This is a genomic window from Cellulomonas sp. P24, assembly GCF_024704385.1.
Lineage (GTDB): Bacteria > Actinomycetota > Actinomycetes > Actinomycetales > Cellulomonadaceae > JAJDFX01.
This window is the reverse complement of the sequence record NZ_JAJDFX010000002.1, coordinates 3,948,979-3,972,230: the sequence shown is the minus strand read 5'-3', so window position 1 is coordinate 3,972,230 and position 23,252 is coordinate 3,948,979. Positions and strand designations below refer to the sequence as shown.

Here is a 23,252-nt window from a genome sequence, read left to right as displayed (position 1 = left end):
GTCGACGACCGTGCAGCCCCGAGCCGCCCGCACGACCCGTCTGCATAACCATGCACGACGACCCGCTTGGTACCTCGACCCCAAGGGCCGAGACGCTGACAGCAACGCGTGTAGCAACCCGCCGACGACCGGCCCCGTCCGCGGACGTCCGTCCGCGGACGCGCAACCTGCGTGACCAGCCCAGACGGACGCCGCCGGACACAGGCGGACGTCGTTCCGATGACTGACACGGAAGAGGTCACTGGTTCGATCCCAGTATCGCCCACCATGTTGGTGCAGGTCAGCGGCGCGTCTCCCACATGGGAACGCGCCGCATCTCATTAGTCGAGACACCGGCTCGTCGCACGAGCGGGCGCGAGCAAGCCTTCGCGCTACCGACGGCCCCGAAGATGGCCGGCGCCGCGCGCCGGCCATCCCTTTCTCAGAGCAGCTCGACGCTGTCGGCCTGCGGTCCTCGATCGCTCTGCCGCACCTTGAACCGGACCCGATCACCCTCCTGCAGCGACTCGGCGCCACGGACGACCGACACGTGCACGAACAGGTCCGCGCCCCCCGCATCCGGGGTGATGAAGCCGAACCCGCGCTCCGCGTCGTAGCGCGCGACCACGCCCTCGCCGCCGTGCACAGGCCCGGCTGACGCCGCCGGCGGGCCCGACCGACCGCGCGCAGGAGCCACGTGGGCGTCCCGTGGAGCCGAGCCGCGCACGAGCTGGATGTTCCGGGCCTGGAGCCCCTTCTCGCTCTGGCCGACGTCGTAGGTCACGCGATCACCCTCGACGAGCTCGGTCAGCCCCCCAGGGAGCGACCGGACGTGGACGAAGATGTCGTCGGCGCCGACGTCGGGAGTCACGAACCCGAAACCCTTGTCCGCGTCGTACCAGGACACGGTGCCGTCCGCTCCGTCGGACGCCACAGGTCGCCCAGCCGCCTCGGCCCCGAGCCGCAGCAGGTGGTCCGCCTGCGGCCCCCGCTCCCCGTCGACGACCAGGAACGCCACCCGCTGTCCCTCCGCGATCACGCCGCCCCCCACGATGGCCGAGCTGTGCACGAAGATCTCGGCGCCACCGCCGTCGGGCGTGATGAAGCCGTACCCCTTGCCCGGCTCGTACCAGGAGACCGTGCCGAGCACGCCCACGGGCGCGTCGGGGGCGACATCCCCCGTGACCCGGACGCGGCGCGCCTGCGGGCCGCGGTCCCCCTCGCCCAGCTCGAACTCGACGACCTGCCCCTCTCGGAGCACCCTCGGCCCGTCGCCGCCGACGATCTCGGACGCGTGCACGAACAGGTCCTCGGTCCCGTCCCCGAGGAAGAGGAAGCCGAACCCCCGCTCAGCATCGAACCAGCGGACAGTTCCCTGGGGCACGGTTGACTCCTTGTCGAGCGGACGTTGCTGGCACCCAGTATCCCTTGACCGAGCCGCGCGTCGACTGCGGCCCGCACGAGTCGCACCAGGCCCAGGAGTGTGCGGTGGCGACTGTCATGAGCACGCACACCTCGACCGACCAGGACGGAGCCGTCACCCAGACGGCCGACGTCAGGTCGAGGCCTTGCTCACCTCAGTCGCAGCAGGCCCTCGCGGAACTGGTCGGCGGGATGCCAGTAGGGAAGCCGCAGGTGCGTGCCGAAGCCGCCGAACACCGAGGAGGTCGGCCCTGGCACGACCCTGACCCCGCGCCGTCGTCCACGCTCGGCGAGCGCGACGGCGTCCGTGCCGGTGTCGACCCACAGCCCGGTGCCGCCACTGGGCGGCGTCCAGGTCCAGTGCGGGTGCACTTGGGCGAGGACGCGGCTCGCCTCATCGAGCGCCGCAGCCAGCTGGGCATGCCTCTGGGCAAGGGCTTCGTCCGCCCTGGCCAGGAGCCGGGCGGTGACGAGCTGGTCCAGCACCGGTCCGGCGATGTCCACGGCCTTGCGGGCCTCGGTGAGTCGGACGATCGCGCCGTGCGAGCCGCGGATCCACCCGATGCGCAGTCCGCCCCAGAGGAGCTTGGAGGCGGTGCCGACCGTGAGCACGGGGCCACCCGGAAGGAGCGAGCCCCACGGCGCCCGGTGGGTGCTCCGGTCGAGGAGCACGTCCGTCGTGCACGAGTCCTCGACGGTGAGGACCTGGTGCCGGAGCACCAGCTCGGCCAGCCGACCACGGTCCGCGCTCTGCATGCTGACCCCCGTCGGGTTGTGCCCGATGGGCTGGACGTACAGCAGGCGGGGACGCCGGCTCTCCAGGAGCCGGGCGAGGTGCGCGACGTCGAGGCCCGTCGGTCCCATGGGGACAGGCAGGAGTCGGGCGCCGCAGGCGCGGAAGGCCTCGAGAGACCCCCGGTAGGTGGGCTCCTCGACGACGACCTCGTCGCCGGAGGAGACGAAGGTGTGGGCGATGAGCCAGACCGCCTGCTGGGCACCACCGGTGACCAGGACCTCGTCGGGCTCCGTGGGCCAGCCGTCGCGCGTGTACCGGGCCGCGATGGCCTCGCGCAGCACAGGCAGCCCCGCCGGGAAGTACCCGTCCCCGGCGACGAGGTCACCGAGGTCCTCCTCGCGCAGCGAGGCGAGCGCCTCGGCGACCATCGGCAGCCCCGGGAGTGCGCCGCTCGTGAGATCGATCGAGCGGTTCTCGTGCCCGGTGTGCGAGGCGAGTCGCCCCTCGGTCGCGTTGCTCGCTCCTAACCACCCGACTCCGGTGCGACTGCGGACGCGCGAGCCCGAGCCCTGCCGAGTCGCCAGGAGGTCCTCGGCGCTCAGCAGGTCGTACGCCTCGGCCACGGTGACCCGGGAGACCCCGAGCGCATCGGCCAGCACACGCTGGGAGGGCAGGATCGCACCGTCGCGCAGCACGCTCTCGTCGATGAGCTCCCCGATCGCCGCAGCCAGCGCGTCGGGAAGCGTGCGGCCGGCTTCCGGCCAGTCGCCGAGCAGGCGGCACAGCGTCGCCACCTCGACGTGCGAGTCGGCTGAGCGGGTGGGCACGGTCGCCTCCTCGGATCGGGTAGTGCGCTGGTCCTGATGCTAGGGGGCACCGGTCGAGGCCCAGCGATCCACTTGCGCCGAACTGGCGTGGGCGGCGACCCGTGCGCGCGCGGATGCTGAGGCACGGACGCGGCAGTCATCGGAGACTGCGCTCCGACGGAGAGGTTGACTTCGATGGCAACAGTGATCCTGCTGGGAACCTTCGACACGAAGGGTGAGGAGTACGCGTGGTTGCGCGACCGGCTCCGCGACGAGGGATGCGAGACGCTCCTGATCGATGCAGGGGTGTTCTCGGACGGACACGGCATCGCCGACGTCCTTCCCGCCGAGGTCGCTGCCGCTGCGGGTGACGACCTCGAGGAGCTCCGCGCCGCACGCGATCGCGGGGCGAGCATGAGAGTCATGGCCCGTGGCGCGGCCGTGCTCGTCAAGCGGTTCGTCGACGAGGGCCAGGCGGATGGCCTCCTCGCCGTCGGCGGCTCCGGGGGTTCCTCGGTCGCCGCCAAGGCCATGCAGGCGATGCCCGTCGGTGTGCCGAAGCTGCTCGTCTCGACGATGGCCGCGGGCGACGTCAGCCCGTACGTCGGCGTCTCGGACGTGACGCTCATGTACTCGGTCGTGGACGTCTCGGGGATCAACTCGATCTCCCGGCGCGTGTTCGGCAACGCCGTCGCGGCGATCGCCGCGATGGCCAAGCACTACGCCGCGACCGCAGACGCGCCGGCCGAGGACGAGAAGCCGCTGATCGGCGCCACGATGTTCGGCCTGACCACCCCTGCGGTGGACGAGGCGCGGGCCCGGCTGACCGAGCTCGGCTACGAGGTTCTCGTCTTCCACGCCACGGGCGCGGGTGGCAAGGCGATGGAGGCGCTCGCCGAGGCCGGCTTCCTCGCGGGGGTCCTCGACCTGACCACCACCGAGCTGGCCGACGACCTCGTCGGCGGGGTCCTGACCGCCGGGCCGCACCGCCTCGAGGCCGCAGGGCGAATGGGTCTGCCTCAGGTGGTGAGCGTCGGCGCGCTCGACATGGTCAACTTCGGGCCGGAGGCGACCATCCCCGCGAGCTTCGCCGGGCGGCGGTTCCTCGTGCACAACCCCACGGTCACCCTCATGCGGACGTCCGCGAGCGAGATGGCCACGCTCGGGACGTCCATCGCGACGAAGCTCGCCGCTGCGACAGGTCCGGTGGCCGTCTTCCTGCCCCTCCAGGGCGTCTCGGGGATCGACGTCGCCGACGGCCCCTTCGAGGACGCGGCAGCCGATGCAGCGCTGTTCGCGGCGATCCACCAAGGTCTCGACGGCACCGGCATTCCCGTCACCGACGTCGACTGCCGGATCAACGACCCGGGCTTCGGTCTCGCTGCGGCGAACGCCCTCCACGCACTCATCACCGGTACGACCACCACAGAGAAGGAATGATCATGGACAGGACCACAGCACTCGCCCGACTGCGCGCGACCGTCGCGGCGGGCAAGCCGATCGTCGGCGGCGGAGCGGGGACCGGCCTCTCGGCCAAGTCGGCAGAGGCAGGCGGGATCGACCTGCTCATCATCTACAACTCCGGCCGGTACCGGATGGCGGGCCGCGGTTCTCTCGCCGGGCTGATGGCCTACGGCGACGCGAACGCGATCGTCACCGAGATGGGCAACGAGGTGCTCCCCGTCGTCAAGGACACCCCGGTCATCGCCGGCGTCAACGGCACCGACCCCTTCCGTCTCATGGGCCCGTTCCTCGACGACCTCAAGCGTGCGGGCTTCGCCGGGGTGCAGAACTTCCCGACCGTCGGACTCATCGACGGGGTGTTCCGGGCGAACCTCGAGGAGACCGGCATGAGCTTCGGCCTCGAGATCGACATGATCGCCCTCGCGCACGAGCGCGACCTGCTGACCACGCCCTACGCCTTCGACACCGACCAGGCGACGGCGATGGCGAGAGCCGGTGCCGACATCCTGGTCCCGCACATGGGCCTGACGACGAGCGGGACCATCGGGGCCCAGACGGCGATCACCCTGGACGAGGCGGCCGTCAAGGTCCAAGAGCTGCACGACGCCGCCAAGCGCGTGAACCCCGACATCCTCGTGCTCTGTCACGGCGGCCCGATCGCCGAGCCGGATGACGCGCAGTACATCCTCGACCACACCGAGGGGATCGTCGGGTTCTACGGCGCGTCCTCGATGGAACGCCTGCCCACCGAGCTCGCCATCAAGGCCCAAGCCGCCCGCTTCAAGGCCCTCACCCTCTGACCGCCCGCACCACACCAAGGAACCTCGGACGCGCGGGGTGGACCGACCTCGCTCCGCGCGTCGAGGTCAGTCCGCCGTGCCGACGCGACGGAGCAGATCCGACGCGCGTGCGCGCGCCGGGCAACGACCCCATGATCCTTCAGAGAGGCAGAGTCATGTCCGCAACCACCGTTGAACCCGACACCAAGCAGATCAAGGAGACCATCCCGCTCTGGTTGGCGATCGGCACCACGGTCCTGATCTCCGTACCGTTCTCACTCTGGCTCGGCACGTGGAACTTCGCCGTCTGGGTCTCGTTCATCGTCTGGGCGGAGTACTTCACGCTCGGCGCGAAGCCGTCGGCCATCAAGACGATCCTGCCGAGCTTCGCGTACTCCGCCATCATCACGGGACTGATCCTGGCCGCGATCCCATACCTCGACTTCCTGCCCAGCCTCGTGACCCAGGGTGACCTCGCCGTCATGCTCGCGCTGTTCGTCGGCATGTCCGCGGTGGTCTACTCGATGAAGTGGTTCGCGGTCCTCCAAGAGGGCTCCTTGCCGTTCTTCAACGGGATCTCGATGGTCCTGGCGGTCTACTTCTCCGGGAGCTTCCCGCAGGTCGTCACGGGCGGCGCTGCACCGATCTGGGCGGCGGTCTGGGCCATCGCGATGGGTGTGTTCGGTGTGCTCCTCGCGCTCTTCAACATCTGGTTCACCTTCCCCCGCGAGGTGAAGTGAGCTGACCGTACCGGGGACGCCCGCACCGACCGCGTCGGTGCGGGCGTCCCCGACGCTCGACCGAGCTGGGCGACCGGCCGGACGTGCACCAACGCGTTCCCCAACGGCGCCAATGGCGGACGCCGGCTCACGCGCCCGGCCCTACTCGCCGAGGCTCTGCCCGAGCACTGTGAGGACCGCGGCGCGCGACTCCGCCGCTCGTTCACCGCGATGCTCGAGCAGAAGCTCCACCAGCTGTTCGCTGACCAAGGTCAGCGCGGCTCGCGAGGTGTGCAGCAGCTCGTCACGGAAGGACTCGATGATCGGGGGGATGATCAGCGCGGTGGTGGCCACGGCCACCAGCGGAGCGTTGGCGAAGGATGTCAGGGCAAGGACGCGGGCTCCTGCGTCCCGGGCCGCGGATGCCACCTGGAGAGTCAGCCGGTTCGCCCCCGAGCCGGAGAGCGCCAGGCACACCGAGCGCGACGACAGCTGGCGCGCCGCGATCTCCTGGGCAAGCGTGTCCGGCAGGTACTCCGCGGGGCGCCCTGCCGCGCCGAGCCGCATGGCGGCGTCCAGACCGAGCGGCGCCGAGAGCCCGTTCGCGGCGATCACCACGCGATTGGCCTGGTCGAGCGCCGTCACGAAGTCCACGACGGCCTCGTCGGTGAGTGCGGCGGTGATCCGTGGCAGGCTGCGGCCGAACGTGTCGATCCCGGCACGCAGCGTCCCCAGCGAGGTGCCGTCACCGGCCTTGGGCTGCCGGCCCGTGGCGAGCACCGGCTCACGCGCGAGCGCGACGCGCAGCTGCGGGTAGCCCTCGTACCCCAGGGTCTGCGACAGCCGGATCACCGAGGCGCGTCCCACCCCGACGAGGTCGGCCAGCTGCTGGGCCGTGCACTCGACCGAGCCCTCGAGATCCGCGGCGATCGCATCCGCCACGCGCCGTTCGCTGGGCTGCAGCGACGGTCCTAACGTGGCGATGCGCACCGACGGCGGTGCGTCAGCTGGTCCCGTCCACGTCACGAGTGCGGGCTCCTCTCATGATGCGTCGGCGGATCGCCCCGGAGATCGCGTCGATGACCATCGTGACCGCGATCACCACGATGATGAGCACCCCGACACTGTCCCACTGACGGTACTGGGTGTACCCGGTCAGCATGTCACCGACGCCGCCGACGCCGATCAGCCCCAGGATCGCCGACGTGCGGACGTTGATCTCGAACCGGTAGAGCGCGAGCGACATCAGCTCGGGCGCAGCGGCCGTCCACAGTCCCCAGCGGGCAACCTCGAGCACGTTGCCCCCTGCGGCGCTCACCGCCTCGGCGGTGCCGCCAGGAACGGCCTCGATCGTCTCGTATGTCCACTTGCCGTGCGTGCCGATGCCACCGATCGCCAGAGCGAGGGCTCCGGTGAACGGCGTGAGGCCTGTCACGGTGAGGATGATGATCGCGATGATCACCTCGGGGACGGCGCGCAGGACGGCGAAGATCCCGCGCAGCGGCAGCCGCACCCACAGCGGGCTCACCCCGGCTGCGGCCGGGATGCCCAGCACCGTGGACAGGATCACGCCGAGGACGGCGCCCACCCACGCCATCGAGACGGAGACCCACGTCTGGTACAGCGCGGCTGGCAGCCGGCTCCAGTTCGGGCTGGAGAACATCAGACCGAGGTAGTGGCGCAGGTCGCTGGGGAGCCCGGCGAGGTCGGACCAGCTGATCCTCAGGTGCAGGACTGCCCCGAGCACCACACCGCCGACCACGAGCTGCGCCGCGCGCACGCCGAGGCGGCTCGCGCGCCGAGGGGGCCGCACGATGGGGAGCGTCGCGGCCGTCATCGCAGCCTCTTGCGCAGGTAGTTGGAGGCGACCTCGATCGCGATGACCACCACGAGGATCTCCAGGACGATCGTCGAGAGGGCGCCGTAGCGGTAGAAGCCGCGGACCTCGTCGATGAGGCGACCGAGCCCACCGGCGCCGACCAGGCCGAGGATCGACGAGACCCGCACGTTGAGCTCGAGCGAGTAAAGCACCTGGCTGGCGTAGACGGGCCAGGTCTGGGGCAGTGCCGTGAGCCTGTTGATCTGGCTCTGCGTGCCGCCGGCAGCGTGACCGGCCTCCATGTACGACGCGTCGGCCGAGTCGATGGCCTCGGAGACGAGCTTGACCACGATGCCCAGGTCGAACAGCACGAGCGTGATCACGCCAGGCAGCGCGCCGACGCCCACCATCGCGACCAGGATGGTCGCGTACACCAGGTCGGGGACCGCCCGGATGACGTTGAGCACGGCACGGACGGCAGCACGGCTCGCGCTCGGGTTGGTCGGGCGAGCTGCCCACAGCGAGAGCGGCAGGGCGAGCAGGGCGGACAGCGCCGCGCCGACCACTGCCATCTCGAGCGTCTCGAGCAACGGCTTCCAGGTTCGCGGCAGGATCGACAGGTCCGGGTGGAAGAGCTTCGCGATCCGCTGCGAGCCGTTGTCCCAGTTGCGTGCGATCGCGGCCAGGTCGATGTGCACCCCGCCGAGCGCAGGCAACGTCGTCAGCACCGTGATGACGACGATCACCCCGACGACGACGGCGACGCGCGGCCACGTGCGCGGTCGAGCAGGTACGGACAGCTGACTCACGATCACTGCCCCACGATGTCGCGCGTCTGGATCGGACGACCGTAGATCGCCTCGAAGTCGGCGTCGGTCGCCGACGCGGCAGGCCCGTCGTACACGATCTCGCCGGCGCGCAGGCCGATCATCCGCGTCGTGTACTGCCGGGCGAGATCCATCACGTGCAGGTTGACCAGCACGGTCAGGCCGCGCTCGGTGTTGATGCGGCGCAGGTCCGACATCACCGTGTGCGCCGTCGGCGGGTCGAGGCTGGCGACGGGCTCGTCCGCGAGCATGACCTGGGGTTGCTGGGACAGCGCGCGGGCGATCGCGACCCGCTGCTTCTGACCGCCGGACAGCGCCCCGGCGCGGCCCCACACCTTCTCGAGCATGCCCACCGAGTCCAGCGCGCTCATCACGATCTCGCGATCCCGAGCGCTGGCCACGCCGAGCACCGTCTTCCACGTCGGGGTGTGCGAGAAGCGCCCGACGAGGACGTTGTGGTAGATGCTCGCGCGGTCCGCGAGGTTGAAGCCCTGGAAGATCATCCCGATGCTCCCCCGGACCTGACGCAGCCGGCGCCCGCGGAGCTCGTTGACCGTGTAGGGGCCCACCTGCACGGTGCCGGAGGTGACCGGCACCAGCGCGTTGATGGTGCGGATCAGGGTCGACTTGCCCGAGCCCGACAGCCCGACCACGGAGACCATCTCTCCCGGCTCGATCGCCAACGACACACCTCGCAGGCCCATCACACCGTTGGGGTAGCGCACCGTGACATCGGTCAGCCGGATGGGCCACGGCCCGGAGGCGGGGGGAAGGTCCCCCACCTCCGGGGCAGTGATCGCGTCATGCATGGAGGGTGCTCATTTCCCGGAGAAGCGGGCGTTGACCTGGCGTGCCACATCGATCGCCGCCGGGTCCGCCGGCACCCACGCGGTCTGGCCGAAGATGTTCTTCAGCGTGTCCGGGTCGACCTTGGAGAAGCCTGCCATCAGGGAGGTGATCTTCGCACGGAGGTCGGCGGGCACGTCCTTGCCGATCACGACGCCGCCGTTCGGGTACATCTTGGACAGGCCGAAGACCACGACCTTCGAGCCGATGTCCTTCACCTCGGAGGACTTGATGGCCGAGCGGGCGTCCCAGTAGGCGAAGCCGACCTCGGCGTCACCGTTGTAGACGGCCATGATCAGGTTGTCGTTGCCGGTCACCGGGACCTGGTCGAGGTTGTCGATGTTGACGCCCTCGCTCTCCAGTGCGAGCACGGGCAGCTGGTAGCCGGCCGGAGAGGTCGTGTTGCCGAAGGCCACCTTGGTGCCGGGCGTGATCTTCTTCAGGGCGTCGACGGCGATCGGCCCGACCCCCTTGTTGGCCTCGGCGTTGGCGACGCCGTTGCAGTAGAGGTACTTCTGCCCGTTGGCGCCGTAGGTGGCCTCGACAGGGGTGTCGGTGCAGTACTTGCCGGCGTGGGCGATGTTGGTGAAGAACTCCGACGCGTACGACGACGCGCCGTAGCGCACGTCCTGGAGGACCGGGAAGGCACCGCACTGGTCCTGGGCTGCGGCGAGCGAGCCGGCGTCGGCGATGGCGATCTGGGCCTGCCCGGCGCATACCGCCTCGACGGCAGCCTGGTAGTCCTTGGTGACCACGCCGGTGACGGTGATGCCGAGCTGCTTCGACAGGTAGTCGGTCAGCGGGGCCGTGGAGGTGACGAGGTCGGTGACCTTCTCGTTGGGGATCAGCGCGAGGGTGATCGACGAGGGCCAGGCTGCGGTACCGGTCGGCGAGGACCCGCCCGAGGAGGTGGCACTCGTGCCACCACTCGTGCTGCAGCCCGCCAGTGCGAGTGCGGCGACGGCCAGAAGGCCCGGCACCATGAGTGTCTTGCGCATGTCGGTCATGCCTTTCCCTGGGGGTGGCCGGCGCCGTCCGGCGCCGTCGGTTCGGGCACCGCGGTCGCGGCCCAGTTCGTGATGGCGCCGTAGAGGTCGGCCAGGGTCGTTCCGCTCATCGTGGGCCTCGGGTCGTCACCACGTGCGGTGACCCCGACGAGGGCCGTGTCAGCGCCGAGCTCGGCGGCCGGGGCGAGGTCGTACGCCCAGATGTCGCCGACGGCGAGCACCGGCCCCTCGGCCAGGTGGTCGGCGACGATCGCGACGAGCCCGGCGGGCTTGCCGATCGAGAAGTGCCGCTCGACCAGGTGGTCGGCGGCTCCCAGCAGCTCGAGGACGTGGTCGACGCGGATCTCCGGAGCGTTGGTCGCCAGGACCAGCCGTGCGCTGGGGGCCAGGCCGGCGAGGAACTCCCCCAGGCCGACGGGAGCCTCGACGGGTGCGGTCCGGCTGCCCAGCTCGTGGCGGCTGGCAAGGTAGGCCGGCCCGAGCACCGACTCCGGGATCTCCCGTTCGAGGGCCACCTGGCGGACCGCGTCGTAGCTGTCGCGGTAGACCGCGTCGCCGGCGTCCACGCGGTCGAGAGCGACGCGAGCCGCCTCCATCAGTCCGGGGTCGCCGGCAAGCGCAGCGACGTGGCGTGCGTAGGCGAGCACGGGTCCGTGGCCGAGGGCGATCGTGCCGTCGAAGTCGAAGACGACGGTGGGCTGCCGCATCTGCCTGCCTTCCGGGGGTTCTACGCGTGGACGATGCGGCCACTGTAGAGGGACTCCGTGGACGGATGGGCCACGCCCAGGTGAACTCTTGGTTACGAACCCATCACGCGAGGGCGCGGACCGGCTGGCGCGTGGGCGCGCGCCGAGCCAGGACCGGTCCCGGCGCGCCGCACGTCAGTCGACCCGTGCGCTCCGGTCGGCGCCTGGGAGCTCGCGAAGCGCCGGGATCGGTGAGGGCAGCAGCCAGAGGAACGACGCCACCGCCCCGATGACGGCCACCCACAGGGTGGGCCGAATCCCGATGACGCCGGCCAGGAAGCCGCCGGCGAGAGCCCCCAGCGGGCGCATCCCGAAGTTGACCGTTCGGTAGGCCCCCGAGACCCGGGAACGCAGGGCGTCCGGGACGACGGCGGCGAAGATCGACCCGGCGGCGACGTCCAGCCACATCACGCCGACACCGGACAGGAACTCGGCAGCGACGAGCATGCCGAGGACGACCGGTGTCGGGCCGTGAGCCGCCGGGATGAGCAGCATCGGGGCGGGGAACACGATGCAGCCGAGGAGGAAGGTACGGCCGACGCCGACGCGCCTGGCGAGCGGTCCGGCGAGCACCGCGCCGAGGAGCCCTCCGACGGCCCCCGCTCCGAGCACCCCGCCCAGCAGACCGGGGCCGAGGTGCAGGGTGACGGTGGCGTACAGGACGAACAGGGCGCTGATCATGAAGGTGAAGAGGTTGACGGTGGCGGTGGCTGCCAGGGCCGCCCTCATGATGGCCGAGCCGGTGATGAAGCGCCGACCGGCGGCGAGATGCCCGTCGCCCTTGGCCGCGGCCGGTGGTTCGACCGGCGCGATCCGCGAGAGGAACAGGGCGGAGCCGAGGAAGGAGAGAGCGTCGGCCAGCAGGGCCAACGGGGCCGTGAGCAGCTGGACCAGGACGCCGCCGATCCCTGGCCCTGCCACCTGGGCCATCGCGCGGCTGCCGCTGACCAGGGAGTTGCCCTCGACGTACCGGTCGGTGGGGACCATGGCGACGAACAGCGGAGCGTTGCAGACGTCGAAGAGAACCGCCAGGGTTCCGGCGGCGAACGCCACGACGTAGAGCTGGACGAGCGACAGGGCGTCGACGGCGTACGCGAGCGGGACGGTCGCGATGAGAGCGGCACGGCCGAGGTCCGCGGCGATCATGACGCGACGTCGGCGTGAACGCCGGTCCGCCCACGCACCGGCGTGCAGCGCGAAGAGCAGGTTCGGCAGCCACGTCGCGGCGGCGAGGTAGCCCATCTGAGCGGCGTCGGCATGCACGACGGTGACGGCGATCAGCGGGATCGCCAGGGCCGACACCTGGTCGCCGAGACTCGACACCGTCTGCCCCGTCCAGTAGCGACGGAAGGCCACGTCTCGCAGCAAGGTCGGGAGCCAGCGGGGCCGCCGTGGCCCGGGGTCGAGCACGAGGGTGCCGCTCGTGCCGTGGGAGGTCACGTGGTCGAGCCCGTCGGTTCGTCGGCGAGCCGATTCGGGAACGCCAGGTGCAGCACGGTGACCGGTCGGGAGCCTGCCGGTCGCGCATCCGCGTCCTCGAGGCGGTCGAGGTAGGGCCGCATCAGGTCCTGGATCTTGTCGCCCAGCTCCTGCAGCTCGGCGGCGGTCAGGTGGAGCAGGCTGTCGCCGCACTGTGCTGCCCTCTGCCACTCGGGCGGCTCCTGGGACTGCCGCCGGACCCACCGGACGGTCTGCTCGAGGTACAGCTCGGCGACAGCCAGCTGGAGCGCCTCGGTGGCTGCGGCGGCGGCAGGGTCCTCGGGTACCGCCTCCCAGCTGGTGAGCATCGCGGTCGCTCGCCACGGCTTCTCGCGTCCGCGGCCGCCGCCGGCCTCCTCCACCACGCCGTACCGCGCCAGCTGCCGGAGGTGGAAGGAGCAGCTCGCGACGCTCTCGCCGATGACCCGGGCCGCCTGCGTGGCCGTCTGCGGTCCGTCCCGGCGCAGCAGGCCCACGAGGGCCATCCGGGTCGGGTGGGCGTAGGCGCGCAGCGCCCGGGGGTCGGTCAACCGGACGGACCTCAGCGGGCTCTGATCGGTCATATATCAAGACTACTTTAGAAAGATGTCTTTACATACCCGCACGGCCGAACGATCACTCTCTTGCCAACCATAATGTTACTGAGTAACGTTCCGGAGATGAGCACACGGGCCGAGCGCACGACGGCACTGCTGCAGAGCACGGCTCTGCGGCTCTTCCTCGAGCGCGGGTACGACCAGACGACGGTCGCCGAGATCGCCGCGGCCGCCGGCGTCTCGCACATGACGTTCTTCCGGCACTTCCCGACCAAGGAGTCCGTCGTGGTCGGCGACCCCTACGACCCGCTGATCGCCGAGGCGGTCCGGTGCCAGCCGACCGAGCTGCCCGCCTTCGAGCGGGTGCGGCGAGGGCTGCTCGCCGCCTGGCGTCAGATGCCCGAACCGGCGGTCGGCGAGACGCGGGACCGCATCCGGCTCGCCGTCAGCCACCCCGGGTTGAGAGCCGCGAGTCAGCAGAGCAGCAAGGCCACCGAGGACATCGTCGCCGCCGCACTCGAGGACACCGGCGTGCCCCACCTCGAGGCAGTCGTCGCGACCGGGGCCTGCCTCGGGGCGATCATGGCGGCCCTCATCGACTGGGGCCTGGACCCCGACGCCGGGCCGCTCGGCCCGCGCATCGTCGCCGCCCTCGAGACCCTGCCACACGTCCCGGACGCCTCGCCATAGCCGGAACGGCAACGCGCACCCCTGCATCGCGACCTCACGTCCCTGGAGCCAGCATGGCCGACACGACCCACCACACCCCCACACGCACTCCCACACGCACCGGCACCGGCACGCTCGAGGCACGCGGCCTGCGCCGCGCCTTCGGCGACCTCGTCGCCGTCGACGGCGTCGACCTCCAGGTCGCCGCCGGTGAGATCCATGCGCTCGTCGGACTCAACGGTGCCGGGAAGACGACCCTCATGCGCCTGCTGCTCGGCATGGTCCGAGCCGACGCCGGCGCGGCCCTCGTGCACGGCCGCGACCTGGCCGACTGCACCTCGGGCGACTGGGCACGCGTCGGACATCTCATCGAGACGCCGTTCGCCTACCCGGAGCTGACCGTCACCGAGAACGTCGTGTCCGCCGCCCGCCTCCACCAGCTCACCCGTGATCACGCCGAGGCAGCCGCAGCGGAGGCCGTCGACGCCCTCGCGCTCGCGCCGTGGGCCGGCCGTCGCGCCCGGGTGCTCTCGCTCGGGAACCGGCAGCGGCTCGGCCTCGCGTGCGCCCTCGCGCACCGGCCCGACGTGCTGGTGCTCGACGAACCGACGAACGCCCTCGACCCGCGTGGGGTCCTCGTCGTCCGGAAGGCACTCCGCGACGCGGCCGGGCGCGGCGCCGCCGTCCTCGTCTCCAGCCACCACCTGGATGAGGTCGCGCGCGTCGCCCACCGGATCACGGTGATGCATCGCGGCACCGTCATCGGCCGGCTCGACCCGGGTGGCGTCGACGTCGAGCGACGCTTCTTCGACATGGTCTACGCCGCCGAACCCGACGTCCCGGAAGGAGTGCGGTGATGCGTACCGCTCTCGCCGTCGAGCTGCTCAAGATGCGTCGGTCCCGCGTCGTCATGGTTGCGACCGTCGTCCTCGTGCTCCTCATGCCCGCGCTGGCCGCCGGCTTCATGGCCGCTTACACCCTCGGCGGGGACAGCCAGCTCACCGCGAAGGTGAGCACGATGGTCACCGGGTCGTCCTGGTCGGACTACCTCGGCCTGATGGCCCAGCTGCTGTCGGTCGGGGCGCTGCTCGCGGTCGGCGTCGTGGTCTCCTGGGTGTTCGGCCGGGAGTACTCGGACGGCACCGTGGGATCGCTGTACGCGCTCCCCGTGAGCCGGGCCCGGCTCGCCTGGGCGAAGGGACTCGTGGTCCTGGGCTGGGGCCTGACGGTCTCGCTGCTGGCCGCCGTCGTGGCGGTGCCGCTCGGCACGATGGTCGGGCTTGACGCCCCGGTCGGCGTCGGGGTGGTCGTGCGGGCGCTCGCGGTGCCGGTCGCCGTCGCTGTGCTCACGACGCTGCTCGCGCTGCCGTTCGGACTCGTGGCGAGCGTCGGCCGGGGGTACCTGCCCGCCGTCGGGGCGATGCTCGGGGTGGTCGTGGCCACCCAGGTCATGACGGTCCTCGGGGCCGGGGCCTGGTTCCCGTGGGCCGTACCCGGGCTGTGGTCCGGGATGGGCGGTGCCGCGCTCGCGTCGGGCGTCACCGGGGTGCAGCTCACGCTCCCCGTGCTCGTCGGTGCGCTCGGGCTCTGGGCGACCGCGAGCTGGTGGACCCGGGCCGAGGTGGTCTGACCTGCCGGTTCCGCCGGACTCCCGATGGGCTCTCAGGGGCTCCGACGCCGGAACGGCTCCGCTCGGCGATCAGCCGCGCGTGAACCTACCGGGCGCACCGGTCACGGCAGCGGCAGGCGGTGCTGCTCCGCCGTGGCGTCCTCGAGCTCGGCGACGATCGTGCGCGCCCAGTCCCGGACCGCGTCGAGGTCCCGGTAGTCGCCGTCACGACCGCGTGCCGCGGCGATGATCGTCCGCTCGGCGAACGACAGCACGCTGCGGTTGAGCCGGCCCGCGAACTTCCGGTGCCCGCGGGCGGCAATGCGCTCCCCCAGGTCGCGCATCTCCGTCGAGGACTTCGCAACCGAGGCAGGCAGCGTGGCAGCCAGACCGGAGGACAGCAACCAGACCGGGCGCCGGGAGAGGGGCGTCGCAGCCCGTTGAGCGAGCTCCCGCGCCTCGGGCAGCCAGCGCCCGTTGTACACCGCGGAGCCGAGGACGACCGCGTCGTACGGGTCGATCAGGGCAACGTCTCCAGGCTCGACCTCGTCGACGTCGTGCCCGGCTCCCCTCAGCACGTCGGCAATGACCTCGCCGATCTCCTGGGTGCCACCGTGCCGTGAGGCCACTGCCACCAGCACCCGCACGGCACGCTCCTTCAGCTCGCGACTGATTGACCGTTCATCGTGCTCCTCGTCTGCGCGTCGCTCGTGGGCCAGAAGTCCCTTCGCACCCCGGGGTCACGCGGCCCCGGCCTGCCGTCGACGATCCATGAGGCGCCACAGCATCGGCGTGAAGATGAGCTGCATCGCGAGATCCATCTTCCCGCCGGGGCACACGATCGTGTTCGGTCGCGACATGAAGGACCCGTGCAGCATCGAGAGGAGGTACGGGAAGTCGATGTCGCGAGGGCTCTCGAAGCGGATGACCAGCATCGACTCGTCGAGGGTCGGGATCGTCCGGGCGATGAACGGGTTGGACGTGTCGACCACCGGCACGCGCTGGAAGTTCACGTGGGTGCGGGAGAACTGCGGCGTCACGTAGTTCACGTAGTCCGGCATCCGCCGCAGGATCGTCTCGGTGACCGCCTCCGTCGAGTAGCCGCGCTGGACCCGGTCCCGGTTGAGCTTCTGGATCCACTCGAGGTTGATCACCGGGACCACACCGATCGCGAGGTCCACGTGCCGGGCGACGTCGACCTCGTCCGTGACGACCGCTCCGTGCAGCCCCTCGTAGAACAGCAGGTCCGTGCCCGTCGGGAGATCCTCCCAGGCGGTGAAGGTCCCCGGCTCCTGCTGGTAGGGCGCGGCCTCGTCGATGTCGTGCAGGTAGTGCCGCACCCGGCCGCTGCCCGTCTCGCCGTAGTCCCGGAACAGCGACTCGAGCTCGGCGAACAGGTTCGCCTGGGGACCGAAGTGGCTGAGCGTGTGGTCGCCCTCCTCGAGGGCGTGCGCGAGGGCTGCCTTCATCTCCTGCCGATCCCACCGGTGGAAGCTGTCGCCCTCGATGTAGGCGGCGTTCACCCCCTCGCGCCGGAAGATCTGTTCGAAGGTGCGGCGGACGGACGTGGTCCCGGCTCCCGACGAGCCGGTGATGGCCACGACGGGGTGCGTCGTCGACATGGGGTCCTCCTCTGATGGCGCTGGTGACGCTGCTCGGGATCGTTCAGCGGCTGCTGCGGAACAGGCCGCGGTGGGCGTACAGCGGGATGCTCGGGTCGGGCTCGTCGGAGGGCTCGGCGTGGTAGGCCTCGATCCGGGCGACCTCGTCGGCGGCGCCGAACACGAAGCCGACGCGCTGGTGGATCTCGGTGGGCTGGACCTCGAGGACGGGTGTGCGACCGGTGCTCGCCCGCCCGCCCGCCTGCTCGATCAGGAAGCCGATCGGGTTGGCCTCGTACAGCAGACGGAGCCGGCCGGCCGCGCCCGCCTTCTTGGAGTCCCGCGGGTAGAGGAACACCCCGCCGCGGTTGAGGATGCGATGCGCCTCCGCCACCAGCGACGCGACCCACCGCATGTTGAAGTCCCGTTCGCGTGGCCCCGAGCTCCCGGCGAGGCACTCGTCGACGTACCGACGGACGGCGGGCTCCCAGAACCGGTAGTTCGACGAGTTGATCGCGAACTCGGACCCCGTCTCCGGAACCCGCATGTCCGGGTGGGTAAGGAAGAACTCGCCGAGGGACGGGTCGAGGGTGAAGCCGTGCACCCCGCGGCCGACCGACAGCACGAGCATCGTGGACGGACCGTAGATCGCATACCCGGCGGCCACCTGCTCCCGACCGGCCTGGAGGTAGTCCTCGACCACGGCGTCGGCCCCAGGACGCGGGGCCCGGAGGATCGAGAACACGCTGCCCACCGAGAGGTTGACGTCGATGTTCGACGAGCCGTCGAGAGGGTCGAAGGCCAGCAGGTACTTGCCACGCGGGTACACCGCAGGCAGCAGATAGGGGTCGTCGATCTCCTCGGACACCATGCCCGCGACATGGCCGCCCCACTCGGTGGCCCGCAGGAAGCAGTCGTTCGCGCGGACGTCGAGCTTCTGCTGCTGCTCGCCCTGGACGTTCGTCGCGCCGGCTGCCCCCAGCACACCGGCGAGGTCGCCGCCCGCCACGAGCCGTGAGATCGCCTTGCAGGCCAGGGCGACGTCGAGGATCAGGCCGTTCAGGTCGCCGTGCGACTGCGCGTGCCGGCGCCGCTCCTCGATGAGGAACTGGGTGAGGGTCGTGCGGTTGGTGAGCATCATCGCCTCCCAAGGTCTGCCGTCACGGGGGTGAGAGCCGCCGCCGCGCGATCACGCAGCAGCTGGACACCGTCGGCCTTGCCTCCCGGGTACGCGTACAGCCAGCTCCCGGAGATGAACACGTCGGCGCCCGCTGCTGCGGCGCCGGCGATCGTGCCGTCGGTGATCCCGCCGTCGACCTCGATCTCGATCGGCAGGCCGGACGCGTCGATCATCGCCCGCAGGCGTCGGACCTTCGCCTCGACCGCAGGGATGTAGCTCTGCCCGCCGAACCCGGGGTTGACGGTCATCGCGAGCACCAGGTCGGTCTCGTCGAGCACGTTCTCGATCACGGAGACAGGCGTGTGCGGGTTGAGCGCGACTCCTGAGCGCGCTCCGAGCTCACGGATGCGGTGCAGGGTCCGGTGCAGGTGGGTGGCGGTCTCGGCGTGCACGATCACGAGCTCGCACCCGGCATCGACGTAGCGGGCGAGGAGGGCGTCCGGCTCCACGACCATGAGGTGTGCCTCGAACCCGACGCTGCTGTGGCGCCGGGCGGCGGCGATGACATCCGGGCCGAAGGTGAGGTTCGGGACGAAGACCCCGTCCATGACGTCCCACTGGATCCGGTCGGCCCCGGCCGCGCACAGGTCCTCGACCTCTGCGCCGAGCCGGGCCGCGTCCGCCGGCAGGACGGACGGGACGATGAGCGGTACGCGCGGTGCCATGTGGTGCCTCCAGGTGCGAGCCGTCGTCGCTGACCCGGCAAGGGAACCGCGGACACGGTCCTGCGCGGCTCACCCCCAGGGGTGGTTGGCGGGGTGAGCCTGCGGGTCCGGTCCCGCACCGACATCGACCCCACGAGCACCCGGCGCCGGTCCACCGTCGGCCGTAGGGTGGGCAGGTGTCCGATGGCGGTCGTAGCGCACTTCGGCTCGTGCTCGTCGACGACCACGAGATGGTGCTGCACGGGCTCACGGCGATGCTCGCCCACTTCGACCGTGACGTGGCCATCGTGGGGACGGCGACGACGCTCGCCGACGCGCGTCGGGCGATCGACGCGACCCTCCCCGACATCGTGGTCAGCGACGTACGCATCGGCCGGGACAGCGGTCTGGACCTGGTGCGGGAGCTGGCGCAGACGCACCCGGCGATCAAGGTGGTCGTGCTGACGGTGTACGACGACGAGCACTACCTCTTCCAGGCGCTCCGGGCGGGGGCCCGGGGCTACGTGCTCAAGCGGATCGACGCCGCCGAGCTGGTCGCGCACCTCCTGCGAGTCGCCGAGGGAGAGATCGCGATCGACGCCGCGTTGGCCGGCCGCGTGGCCATGTCCGCGGCACGCATCTCGTCCGGCGAGTTCTGGCCCGGCGCCAACCACGGCCTGACCCAGCGCGAGTCCGAGGTCCTGGCACTCCTGGTCTCCGGGCACTCCAACCGGGCGATCGCGGCGACGCTCGTCGTCACCGAGGACACCGTCAAGACCCACATCCGGAGCCTGTACCGCAAGCTCGACGTCCAGGACCGTGGCGGGGCCATCGCCTTCGCCCTGCGAGAAGGGCTGTTCCGGTGAGGTCTCCGCTGTGGCAGCTCCTCGCGTCCCCGGTGGCCGTCGACCTCGGGGCCCTGGCGAAGGCCTTCGCGGAGCAGACCCGGTCGAGCGGAGCGGTGATCCAGCTCTCCGACGGGAAGACGCTCACCGTCGGGGGGGTGTTCCCACCCGATCCGGCCGCGCAGGCGGCGCTCGTCGTCGCCGTCGGACAAGGTGTCACCGGCCTCGTGGCCCGCAACGGCCACGGCATGCGCCTGGGGTCCGACGCACCGCGCAACCCGGTCCACCGTCACCTGCTCGGTCTCGACGACGGCGGGTCGGTGGCACGCCTGTGCGTCCCGGCCCGCGGTCTCGGTGGCCAGATCCTCGGAGTGGTCGGCGTGCACCGCAGCGTCGACGAGCCGTACACGGACGAGGACCTGACCGGTCTGCAGCCGTGCGCCGACCTGCTCGGGCTGCGGCTGCAGGTGATGGACCTCCGCAACGCCGTCGACGCGCACCGCGACGACCGCGACCGGCTCATCGCCCAGGCGATCTCCGCGCAGGAGTCCGAGCGACGGCGGATCGCGTCGGACCTGCACGACGGGGTGACCACGGCGCTGGCCTCGATGTCGTTCCACCTGAACGCGGCAGACCTGTCGCTCGCGGCCGCCGAGGCGGAGTGCGCGACGCCATATCCCGAAGGAACGCGGCTCGCCCAGGCTCGTTCCCAGATCGGTGTCGCCCGGACGCTGGCCGACCGGGCGTACACGCAGACCCGTGCGGCGATCACCGGCCTGCACAGCCTCGTCCTCGACGACCTCGGCCTGGTCGCCGCGCTCGAGTCGCTCGCGGAGACGGCACCCGACGCCGTCATGGAAGCCGTGTGCGAACCGGCGGAGAACTTCGCCGACCTCCCCGACCATGCGGCAGCAGCGCTGTTCCGGATCGCCCAGGAGTCCACGAGCAACGCGATCCGCCACGGTCACGCGAGCGTCGTCACGGTGACCCTGCGCCGGGTCGGGGACGACGTCGTCCTCGGCATCTCGGACGACGGGGTCGGCTTCGACGTGCGCCAGTCCCCGACGGACCGGACCGCCGCACGCGCCGACGGCACCGAGGGGGCGCACTTCGGGCTGTCCTCGATCGCCGAACGGTGCGCGTTGCTCGGCGCGTCGCTGCGGATCGACTCGATGCCCGGACGGGGCACGACCGTGATCGTCGACCTGCCGGTGGTGCACTCGCCGGAACCGACCGGCTGACCCTGGCACCGGCCGCCGGTGCGGGTCGCTGGTGATCTCACCCCTGTCGTCCCCCATGGGGGTGAGGTGCGCCGCCCCGGGCTCGGCCTAGCGTCACCCACATGGCACTCCAGGCGCTGGTCTTCGACGTGGACGGCACGCTCGCCGACACCGAGCGTGACGGCCACCGGCCTGCCTTCAACGCGGCGTTCGCCCACGCCGGCCTGCCCTGGCACTGGGACGTCGCCCTCTATGGCGGGCTGCTCGGCGTGACCGGCGGCAAGGAACGCATCCGGCACTTCTGCGAACGGCACGACCGCGACTTCCTGTCCCGGCCCGATGCCGACGACGCCATCGCCGCACTGCATGCCGACAAGACCCGGCGCTACGTCGCGTTCGCGTCGGCGGGCCGGGTCCGACTCCGGCCCGGCGTGGCCCGGCTCCTGACGGAGGCCCGCGAGGCCGGGATGCGTCTCGCCGTCGCGACCACGACCAGCCCCGAGAACGTGACCGCTCTGCTCGAGGTCGGCCTCGGACCGGACGGGCCCGGCTGGTTCGAGGTCATCGGCGCAGGTGACGTCGTCCCGCGGAAGAAGCCCGCCCCCGACATCTACCTGTGGGTCGTCGAGCGGCTCCGGCTACGACCCGACGAGTGCCTCGCCATCGAGGACTCCTCGGTGGGCCTGCACGCCGCCGTCACCGCTGGCCTACCGACGGTGGTGACCAGGAGCCCGTACACGGTGGGCGACGACATGACCGGCGCGCTCGCCGTCCTGCCCGACCTCACCGGGGTGACGCTCGCCGACCTCACCGCCCTCCACGACACCCGTCAGCCCGTGACCGACCACCCCGGCACCCCCGCGCGACCCGGACCACCCCACTAAGGAGCAGCACATGGACCAGTCACACCGCTACGCGGACCTGAGCCTGAGCGAGGCCGAGCTCATCGCCGGTGGCAAGCACATCCTGTGCGCGTACCGGATGAAGCCGAAGGCAGGCGTCGCCTACCTCGAGGCCGCCGCCCACTTCGCCGCGGAGTCCTCGACCGGCACGAACGTCGAGGTCTCCACGACCGATGACTTCACCAAGGGTGTCGACGCCCTCGTCTACCACGCCGACGAGGCGACCGAGGACCTGCGGATCGCGTACCCGCTCGACCTGTTCGACCGCAACGTCACCGACGGCCGGATGATGATGGTCTCGTTCCTCACCCTGACGATCGGCAACAACCAGGGCATGGGCGACATCGCGCACGCCAAGATGATCGACTTCTGGGTCCCGCCGGAGGTCGTCCGGCAGTTCGACGGGCCGTCGATGAACATCCAGGACCTGTGGCGCATCCTCGGACGCCCGGTCACCGACGGCGGGTTCATCGCCGGGACGATCATCAAGCCCAAGCTCGGGCTGCGACCCGAGCCCTTCGCCGAGGCCGCCTACCGGTTCTGGCTGGGCGGGGACTTCATCAAGAACGACGAGCCCCAGGGCAACCAGGTGTTCTCGCCGATCAAGAAGACGATCCCCCTGGTCTACGACGCGATGAAACGCGCGATGGACGAGACCGGCGAGGCGAAGCTGTTCTCGATGAACATCACGGCGGACGACCATCACGAGATGCTGGCGCGCGCCGACTTCGCGCTCGAGACCTTCGGACCGGACGCCAACAAGCTCGCGTTCCTGGTCGACGGCTACGTCGGCGGGCCCGGCATGGTCACGACCGCGCGACGCCAGTACCCGAACCAGTTCCTGCACTACCACCGGGCCGGCCACGGCGCGATCACCTCCCCCAGCTCGAAGCGCGGCTACACGGCCTTCGTGCTGGCCAAGATGGCGCGCCTGCAAGGTGCCTCGGCGATCCATGTCGGGACGATGGGCTACGGGAAGATGGAGGGCGGGTCGGACGACCGCGCGATCGCCTACATGATCGAACGTGACGAGGCGCAGGGTCCCGTGTACCTCCAGAGGTGGGACGGCATCAAGGCCACGACCCCGATCATCTCGGGCGGCATGAACGCCCTGCGCCTGCCCGGTTTCTTCGCCAACCTCGGGCACGGCAACCTCATCAGCACCGCGGGCGGCGGCGCCTACGGGCACCTCGACGGACCCGCCGCCGGTGCACTCTCGCTCCGGCAGGCCTACGACGGCTGGAAGGCCGGCGCCGACACGGTCGAGTGGGCCAGGACCCACCACGAGCTCGCCCGCGCGTTCGCGTCCTTCCCCGGTGACGCCGACGCGATCTTCCCGGGGTGGCGCGAGCGGCTGCCGCAGGCGTGAGCAGGCCCGGCGCGCCCCGACGGTCCGTCTCGCGACCGGGCGGGGCCG

The 23,252-nt window shown here is 71.1% G+C and carries 24 protein-coding genes; 10 read left to right on the top strand and 14 right to left on the bottom strand.

What is annotated here, in order from left to right; genetic code table 11:
- Positions 1-421 precede the first annotated feature (421 nt).
- On the bottom strand, positions 422-1,363 hold the full coding sequence (locus tag LJB74_RS20705) for a cold shock domain-containing protein (RefSeq protein WP_310650870.1): 942 nt from the start codon (positions 1,361-1,363) through the stop codon (positions 422-424).
- A gap of 188 nt (positions 1,364-1,551) precedes the next feature.
- Complete coding sequence (locus LJB74_RS18500) at positions 1,552-2,964, bottom strand: PLP-dependent aminotransferase family protein (protein ID WP_259309918.1); 1,413 nt, start codon at positions 2,962-2,964, stop codon at positions 1,552-1,554.
- Positions 2,965-3,138: 174 nt separating this feature from the next.
- On the opposite strand from LJB74_RS18500, the gene LJB74_RS18495 reads away from it, so the two are divergent.
- The 3 genes from LJB74_RS18495 to LJB74_RS18485 all read left to right on the top strand — a co-directional run bounded on the left by LJB74_RS18495 (position 3,139) and on the right by LJB74_RS18485 (position 5,926).
- Positions 3,139-4,383, top strand: a complete 1,245-nt coding sequence (locus tag LJB74_RS18495) for a Tm-1-like ATP-binding domain-containing protein (RefSeq protein ID WP_259309917.1) — start codon at positions 3,139-3,141, stop codon at positions 4,381-4,383.
- 2 nt (positions 4,384-4,385) lie between these two features.
- Positions 4,386-5,207: a phosphoenolpyruvate hydrolase family protein gene (locus tag LJB74_RS18490; RefSeq protein WP_259309916.1), complete on the top strand. Its 822-nt coding sequence runs from the start codon at positions 4,386-4,388 to the stop codon at positions 5,205-5,207.
- Between the two features lie 155 nt (positions 5,208-5,362).
- Entirely contained in the window at positions 5,363-5,926 is a 564-nt protein-coding gene (locus LJB74_RS18485; protein ID WP_259309915.1) for a hypothetical protein, read from the top strand.
- Between the two features lie 141 nt (positions 5,927-6,067).
- Here LJB74_RS18485 and LJB74_RS18480 read toward each other — a convergent pair whose 3' ends face one another.
- The 8 genes from LJB74_RS18480 to LJB74_RS18445 all read right to left on the bottom strand — a co-directional run bounded on the left by LJB74_RS18480 (position 6,068) and on the right by LJB74_RS18445 (position 13,192).
- Positions 6,068-6,931 carry a MurR/RpiR family transcriptional regulator gene (locus tag LJB74_RS18480; protein ID WP_259309914.1) on the bottom strand — a complete coding sequence of 288 codons (864 nt, stop codon included), beginning with the start codon at positions 6,929-6,931 and terminating at the stop codon, positions 6,068-6,070.
- Positions 6,909-7,742 (bottom strand): phosphonate ABC transporter, permease protein PhnE, encoded by an 834-nt coding sequence (gene phnE, locus LJB74_RS18475; RefSeq protein ID WP_259309913.1) that lies wholly within the window; start codon positions 7,740-7,742, stop codon positions 6,909-6,911. Before phnE (LJB74_RS18475) ends, LJB74_RS18480 begins: the two co-directional genes overlap by 23 nt.
- Complete coding sequence (gene phnE / locus LJB74_RS18470; RefSeq protein ID WP_310650869.1) at positions 7,739-8,539, bottom strand: phosphonate ABC transporter, permease protein PhnE; 801 nt, start codon at positions 8,537-8,539, stop codon at positions 7,739-7,741. The genes phnE (LJB74_RS18475) and phnE (LJB74_RS18470) overlap by 4 nt, the downstream gene beginning before the upstream one ends.
- Positions 8,536-9,360: a phosphonate ABC transporter ATP-binding protein gene (phnC, locus tag LJB74_RS18465; protein ID WP_259309912.1), complete on the bottom strand. Its 825-nt coding sequence runs from the start codon at positions 9,358-9,360 to the stop codon at positions 8,536-8,538. Before phnC ends, phnE (LJB74_RS18470) begins: the two co-directional genes overlap by 4 nt.
- Before the next feature lie 9 nt (positions 9,361-9,369).
- The gene (locus LJB74_RS18460; RefSeq protein ID WP_259309911.1) at positions 9,370-10,404 is read right to left on the bottom strand and encodes a phosphate/phosphite/phosphonate ABC transporter substrate-binding protein; all 1,035 of its coding nucleotides are present in this window, start codon (positions 10,402-10,404) and stop codon (positions 9,370-9,372) included.
- The gene (locus LJB74_RS18455) at positions 10,401-11,111 is read right to left on the bottom strand and encodes an HAD family hydrolase (protein ID WP_259309910.1); all 711 of its coding nucleotides are present in this window, start codon (positions 11,109-11,111) and stop codon (positions 10,401-10,403) included. The genes LJB74_RS18460 and LJB74_RS18455 overlap by 4 nt, the downstream gene beginning before the upstream one ends.
- A 174-nt stretch (positions 11,112-11,285) precedes the next feature.
- Positions 11,286-12,590 (bottom strand): MFS transporter, encoded by a 1,305-nt coding sequence (locus LJB74_RS18450; protein ID WP_259309909.1) that lies wholly within the window; start codon positions 12,588-12,590, stop codon positions 11,286-11,288.
- On the bottom strand, positions 12,587-13,192 hold the full coding sequence (locus tag LJB74_RS18445) for a helix-turn-helix domain-containing protein (protein ID WP_259309908.1): 606 nt from the start codon (positions 13,190-13,192) through the stop codon (positions 12,587-12,589). Before LJB74_RS18445 ends, LJB74_RS18450 begins: the two co-directional genes overlap by 4 nt.
- A gap of 96 nt (positions 13,193-13,288) precedes the next feature.
- Between LJB74_RS18445 and LJB74_RS18440 the strand changes: the two genes are divergently transcribed.
- Genes LJB74_RS18440 through LJB74_RS18430 form a run of 3 tightly spaced genes read left to right on the top strand, consistent with a single transcriptional unit; the run spans position 13,289 to position 15,464 of the window.
- The gene (locus LJB74_RS18440) at positions 13,289-13,855 is read left to right on the top strand and encodes a TetR/AcrR family transcriptional regulator (protein WP_259309907.1); all 567 of its coding nucleotides are present in this window, start codon (positions 13,289-13,291) and stop codon (positions 13,853-13,855) included.
- A 53-nt stretch (positions 13,856-13,908) separates the two neighbouring features.
- Complete coding sequence (locus LJB74_RS18435; protein WP_259309906.1) at positions 13,909-14,691, top strand: ABC transporter ATP-binding protein; 783 nt, start codon at positions 13,909-13,911, stop codon at positions 14,689-14,691.
- Positions 14,691-15,464 (top strand): ABC transporter permease, encoded by a 774-nt coding sequence (locus LJB74_RS18430; RefSeq protein ID WP_259309905.1) that lies wholly within the window; start codon positions 14,691-14,693, stop codon positions 15,462-15,464. Before LJB74_RS18435 ends, LJB74_RS18430 begins: the two co-directional genes overlap by 1 nt.
- Before the next feature lie 101 nt (positions 15,465-15,565).
- Here LJB74_RS18430 and LJB74_RS18425 read toward each other — a convergent pair whose 3' ends face one another.
- The 4 genes from LJB74_RS18425 to rpe all read right to left on the bottom strand — a co-directional run bounded on the left by LJB74_RS18425 (position 15,566) and on the right by rpe (position 18,889).
- Positions 15,566-16,090 (bottom strand): flavodoxin domain-containing protein, encoded by a 525-nt coding sequence (locus tag LJB74_RS18425; RefSeq protein WP_259309904.1) that lies wholly within the window; start codon positions 16,088-16,090, stop codon positions 15,566-15,568.
- A gap of 93 nt (positions 16,091-16,183) precedes the next feature.
- Positions 16,184-17,065 (bottom strand): phosphoribulokinase, encoded by an 882-nt coding sequence (locus LJB74_RS18420; RefSeq protein ID WP_259309903.1) that lies wholly within the window; start codon positions 17,063-17,065, stop codon positions 16,184-16,186.
- Positions 17,066-17,108: 43 nt separating this feature from the next.
- The gene (locus LJB74_RS18415) at positions 17,109-18,182 is read right to left on the bottom strand and encodes a class 1 fructose-bisphosphatase (RefSeq protein ID WP_259309902.1); all 1,074 of its coding nucleotides are present in this window, start codon (positions 18,180-18,182) and stop codon (positions 17,109-17,111) included.
- Entirely contained in the window at positions 18,182-18,889 is a 708-nt protein-coding gene (gene rpe, locus LJB74_RS18410; RefSeq protein ID WP_259309901.1) for a ribulose-phosphate 3-epimerase, read from the bottom strand. Before rpe ends, LJB74_RS18415 begins: the two co-directional genes overlap by 1 nt.
- A gap of 176 nt (positions 18,890-19,065) precedes the next feature.
- Here rpe and LJB74_RS18405 point away from each other — a divergent pair, with 176 nt between their 5' ends.
- The 4 genes from LJB74_RS18405 to LJB74_RS18390 all read left to right on the top strand — a co-directional run bounded on the left by LJB74_RS18405 (position 19,066) and on the right by LJB74_RS18390 (position 23,204).
- Entirely contained in the window at positions 19,066-19,734 is a 669-nt protein-coding gene (locus LJB74_RS18405; protein WP_259309900.1) for a response regulator transcription factor, read from the top strand.
- A complete protein-coding gene (locus LJB74_RS18400; protein WP_259309899.1) occupies positions 19,731-20,954 on the top strand; it encodes a GAF domain-containing sensor histidine kinase in 1,224 nt (407 codons plus the stop codon). The genes LJB74_RS18405 and LJB74_RS18400 overlap by 4 nt, the downstream gene beginning before the upstream one ends.
- A 101-nt stretch (positions 20,955-21,055) precedes the next feature.
- Complete coding sequence (locus tag LJB74_RS18395) at positions 21,056-21,817, top strand: HAD family hydrolase (protein WP_259309898.1); 762 nt, start codon at positions 21,056-21,058, stop codon at positions 21,815-21,817.
- Between the two features lie 10 nt (positions 21,818-21,827).
- Complete coding sequence (locus LJB74_RS18390) at positions 21,828-23,204, top strand: ribulose-bisphosphate carboxylase (RefSeq protein ID WP_259309897.1); 1,377 nt, start codon at positions 21,828-21,830, stop codon at positions 23,202-23,204.
- Positions 23,205-23,252: the final 48 nt, after the last annotated feature.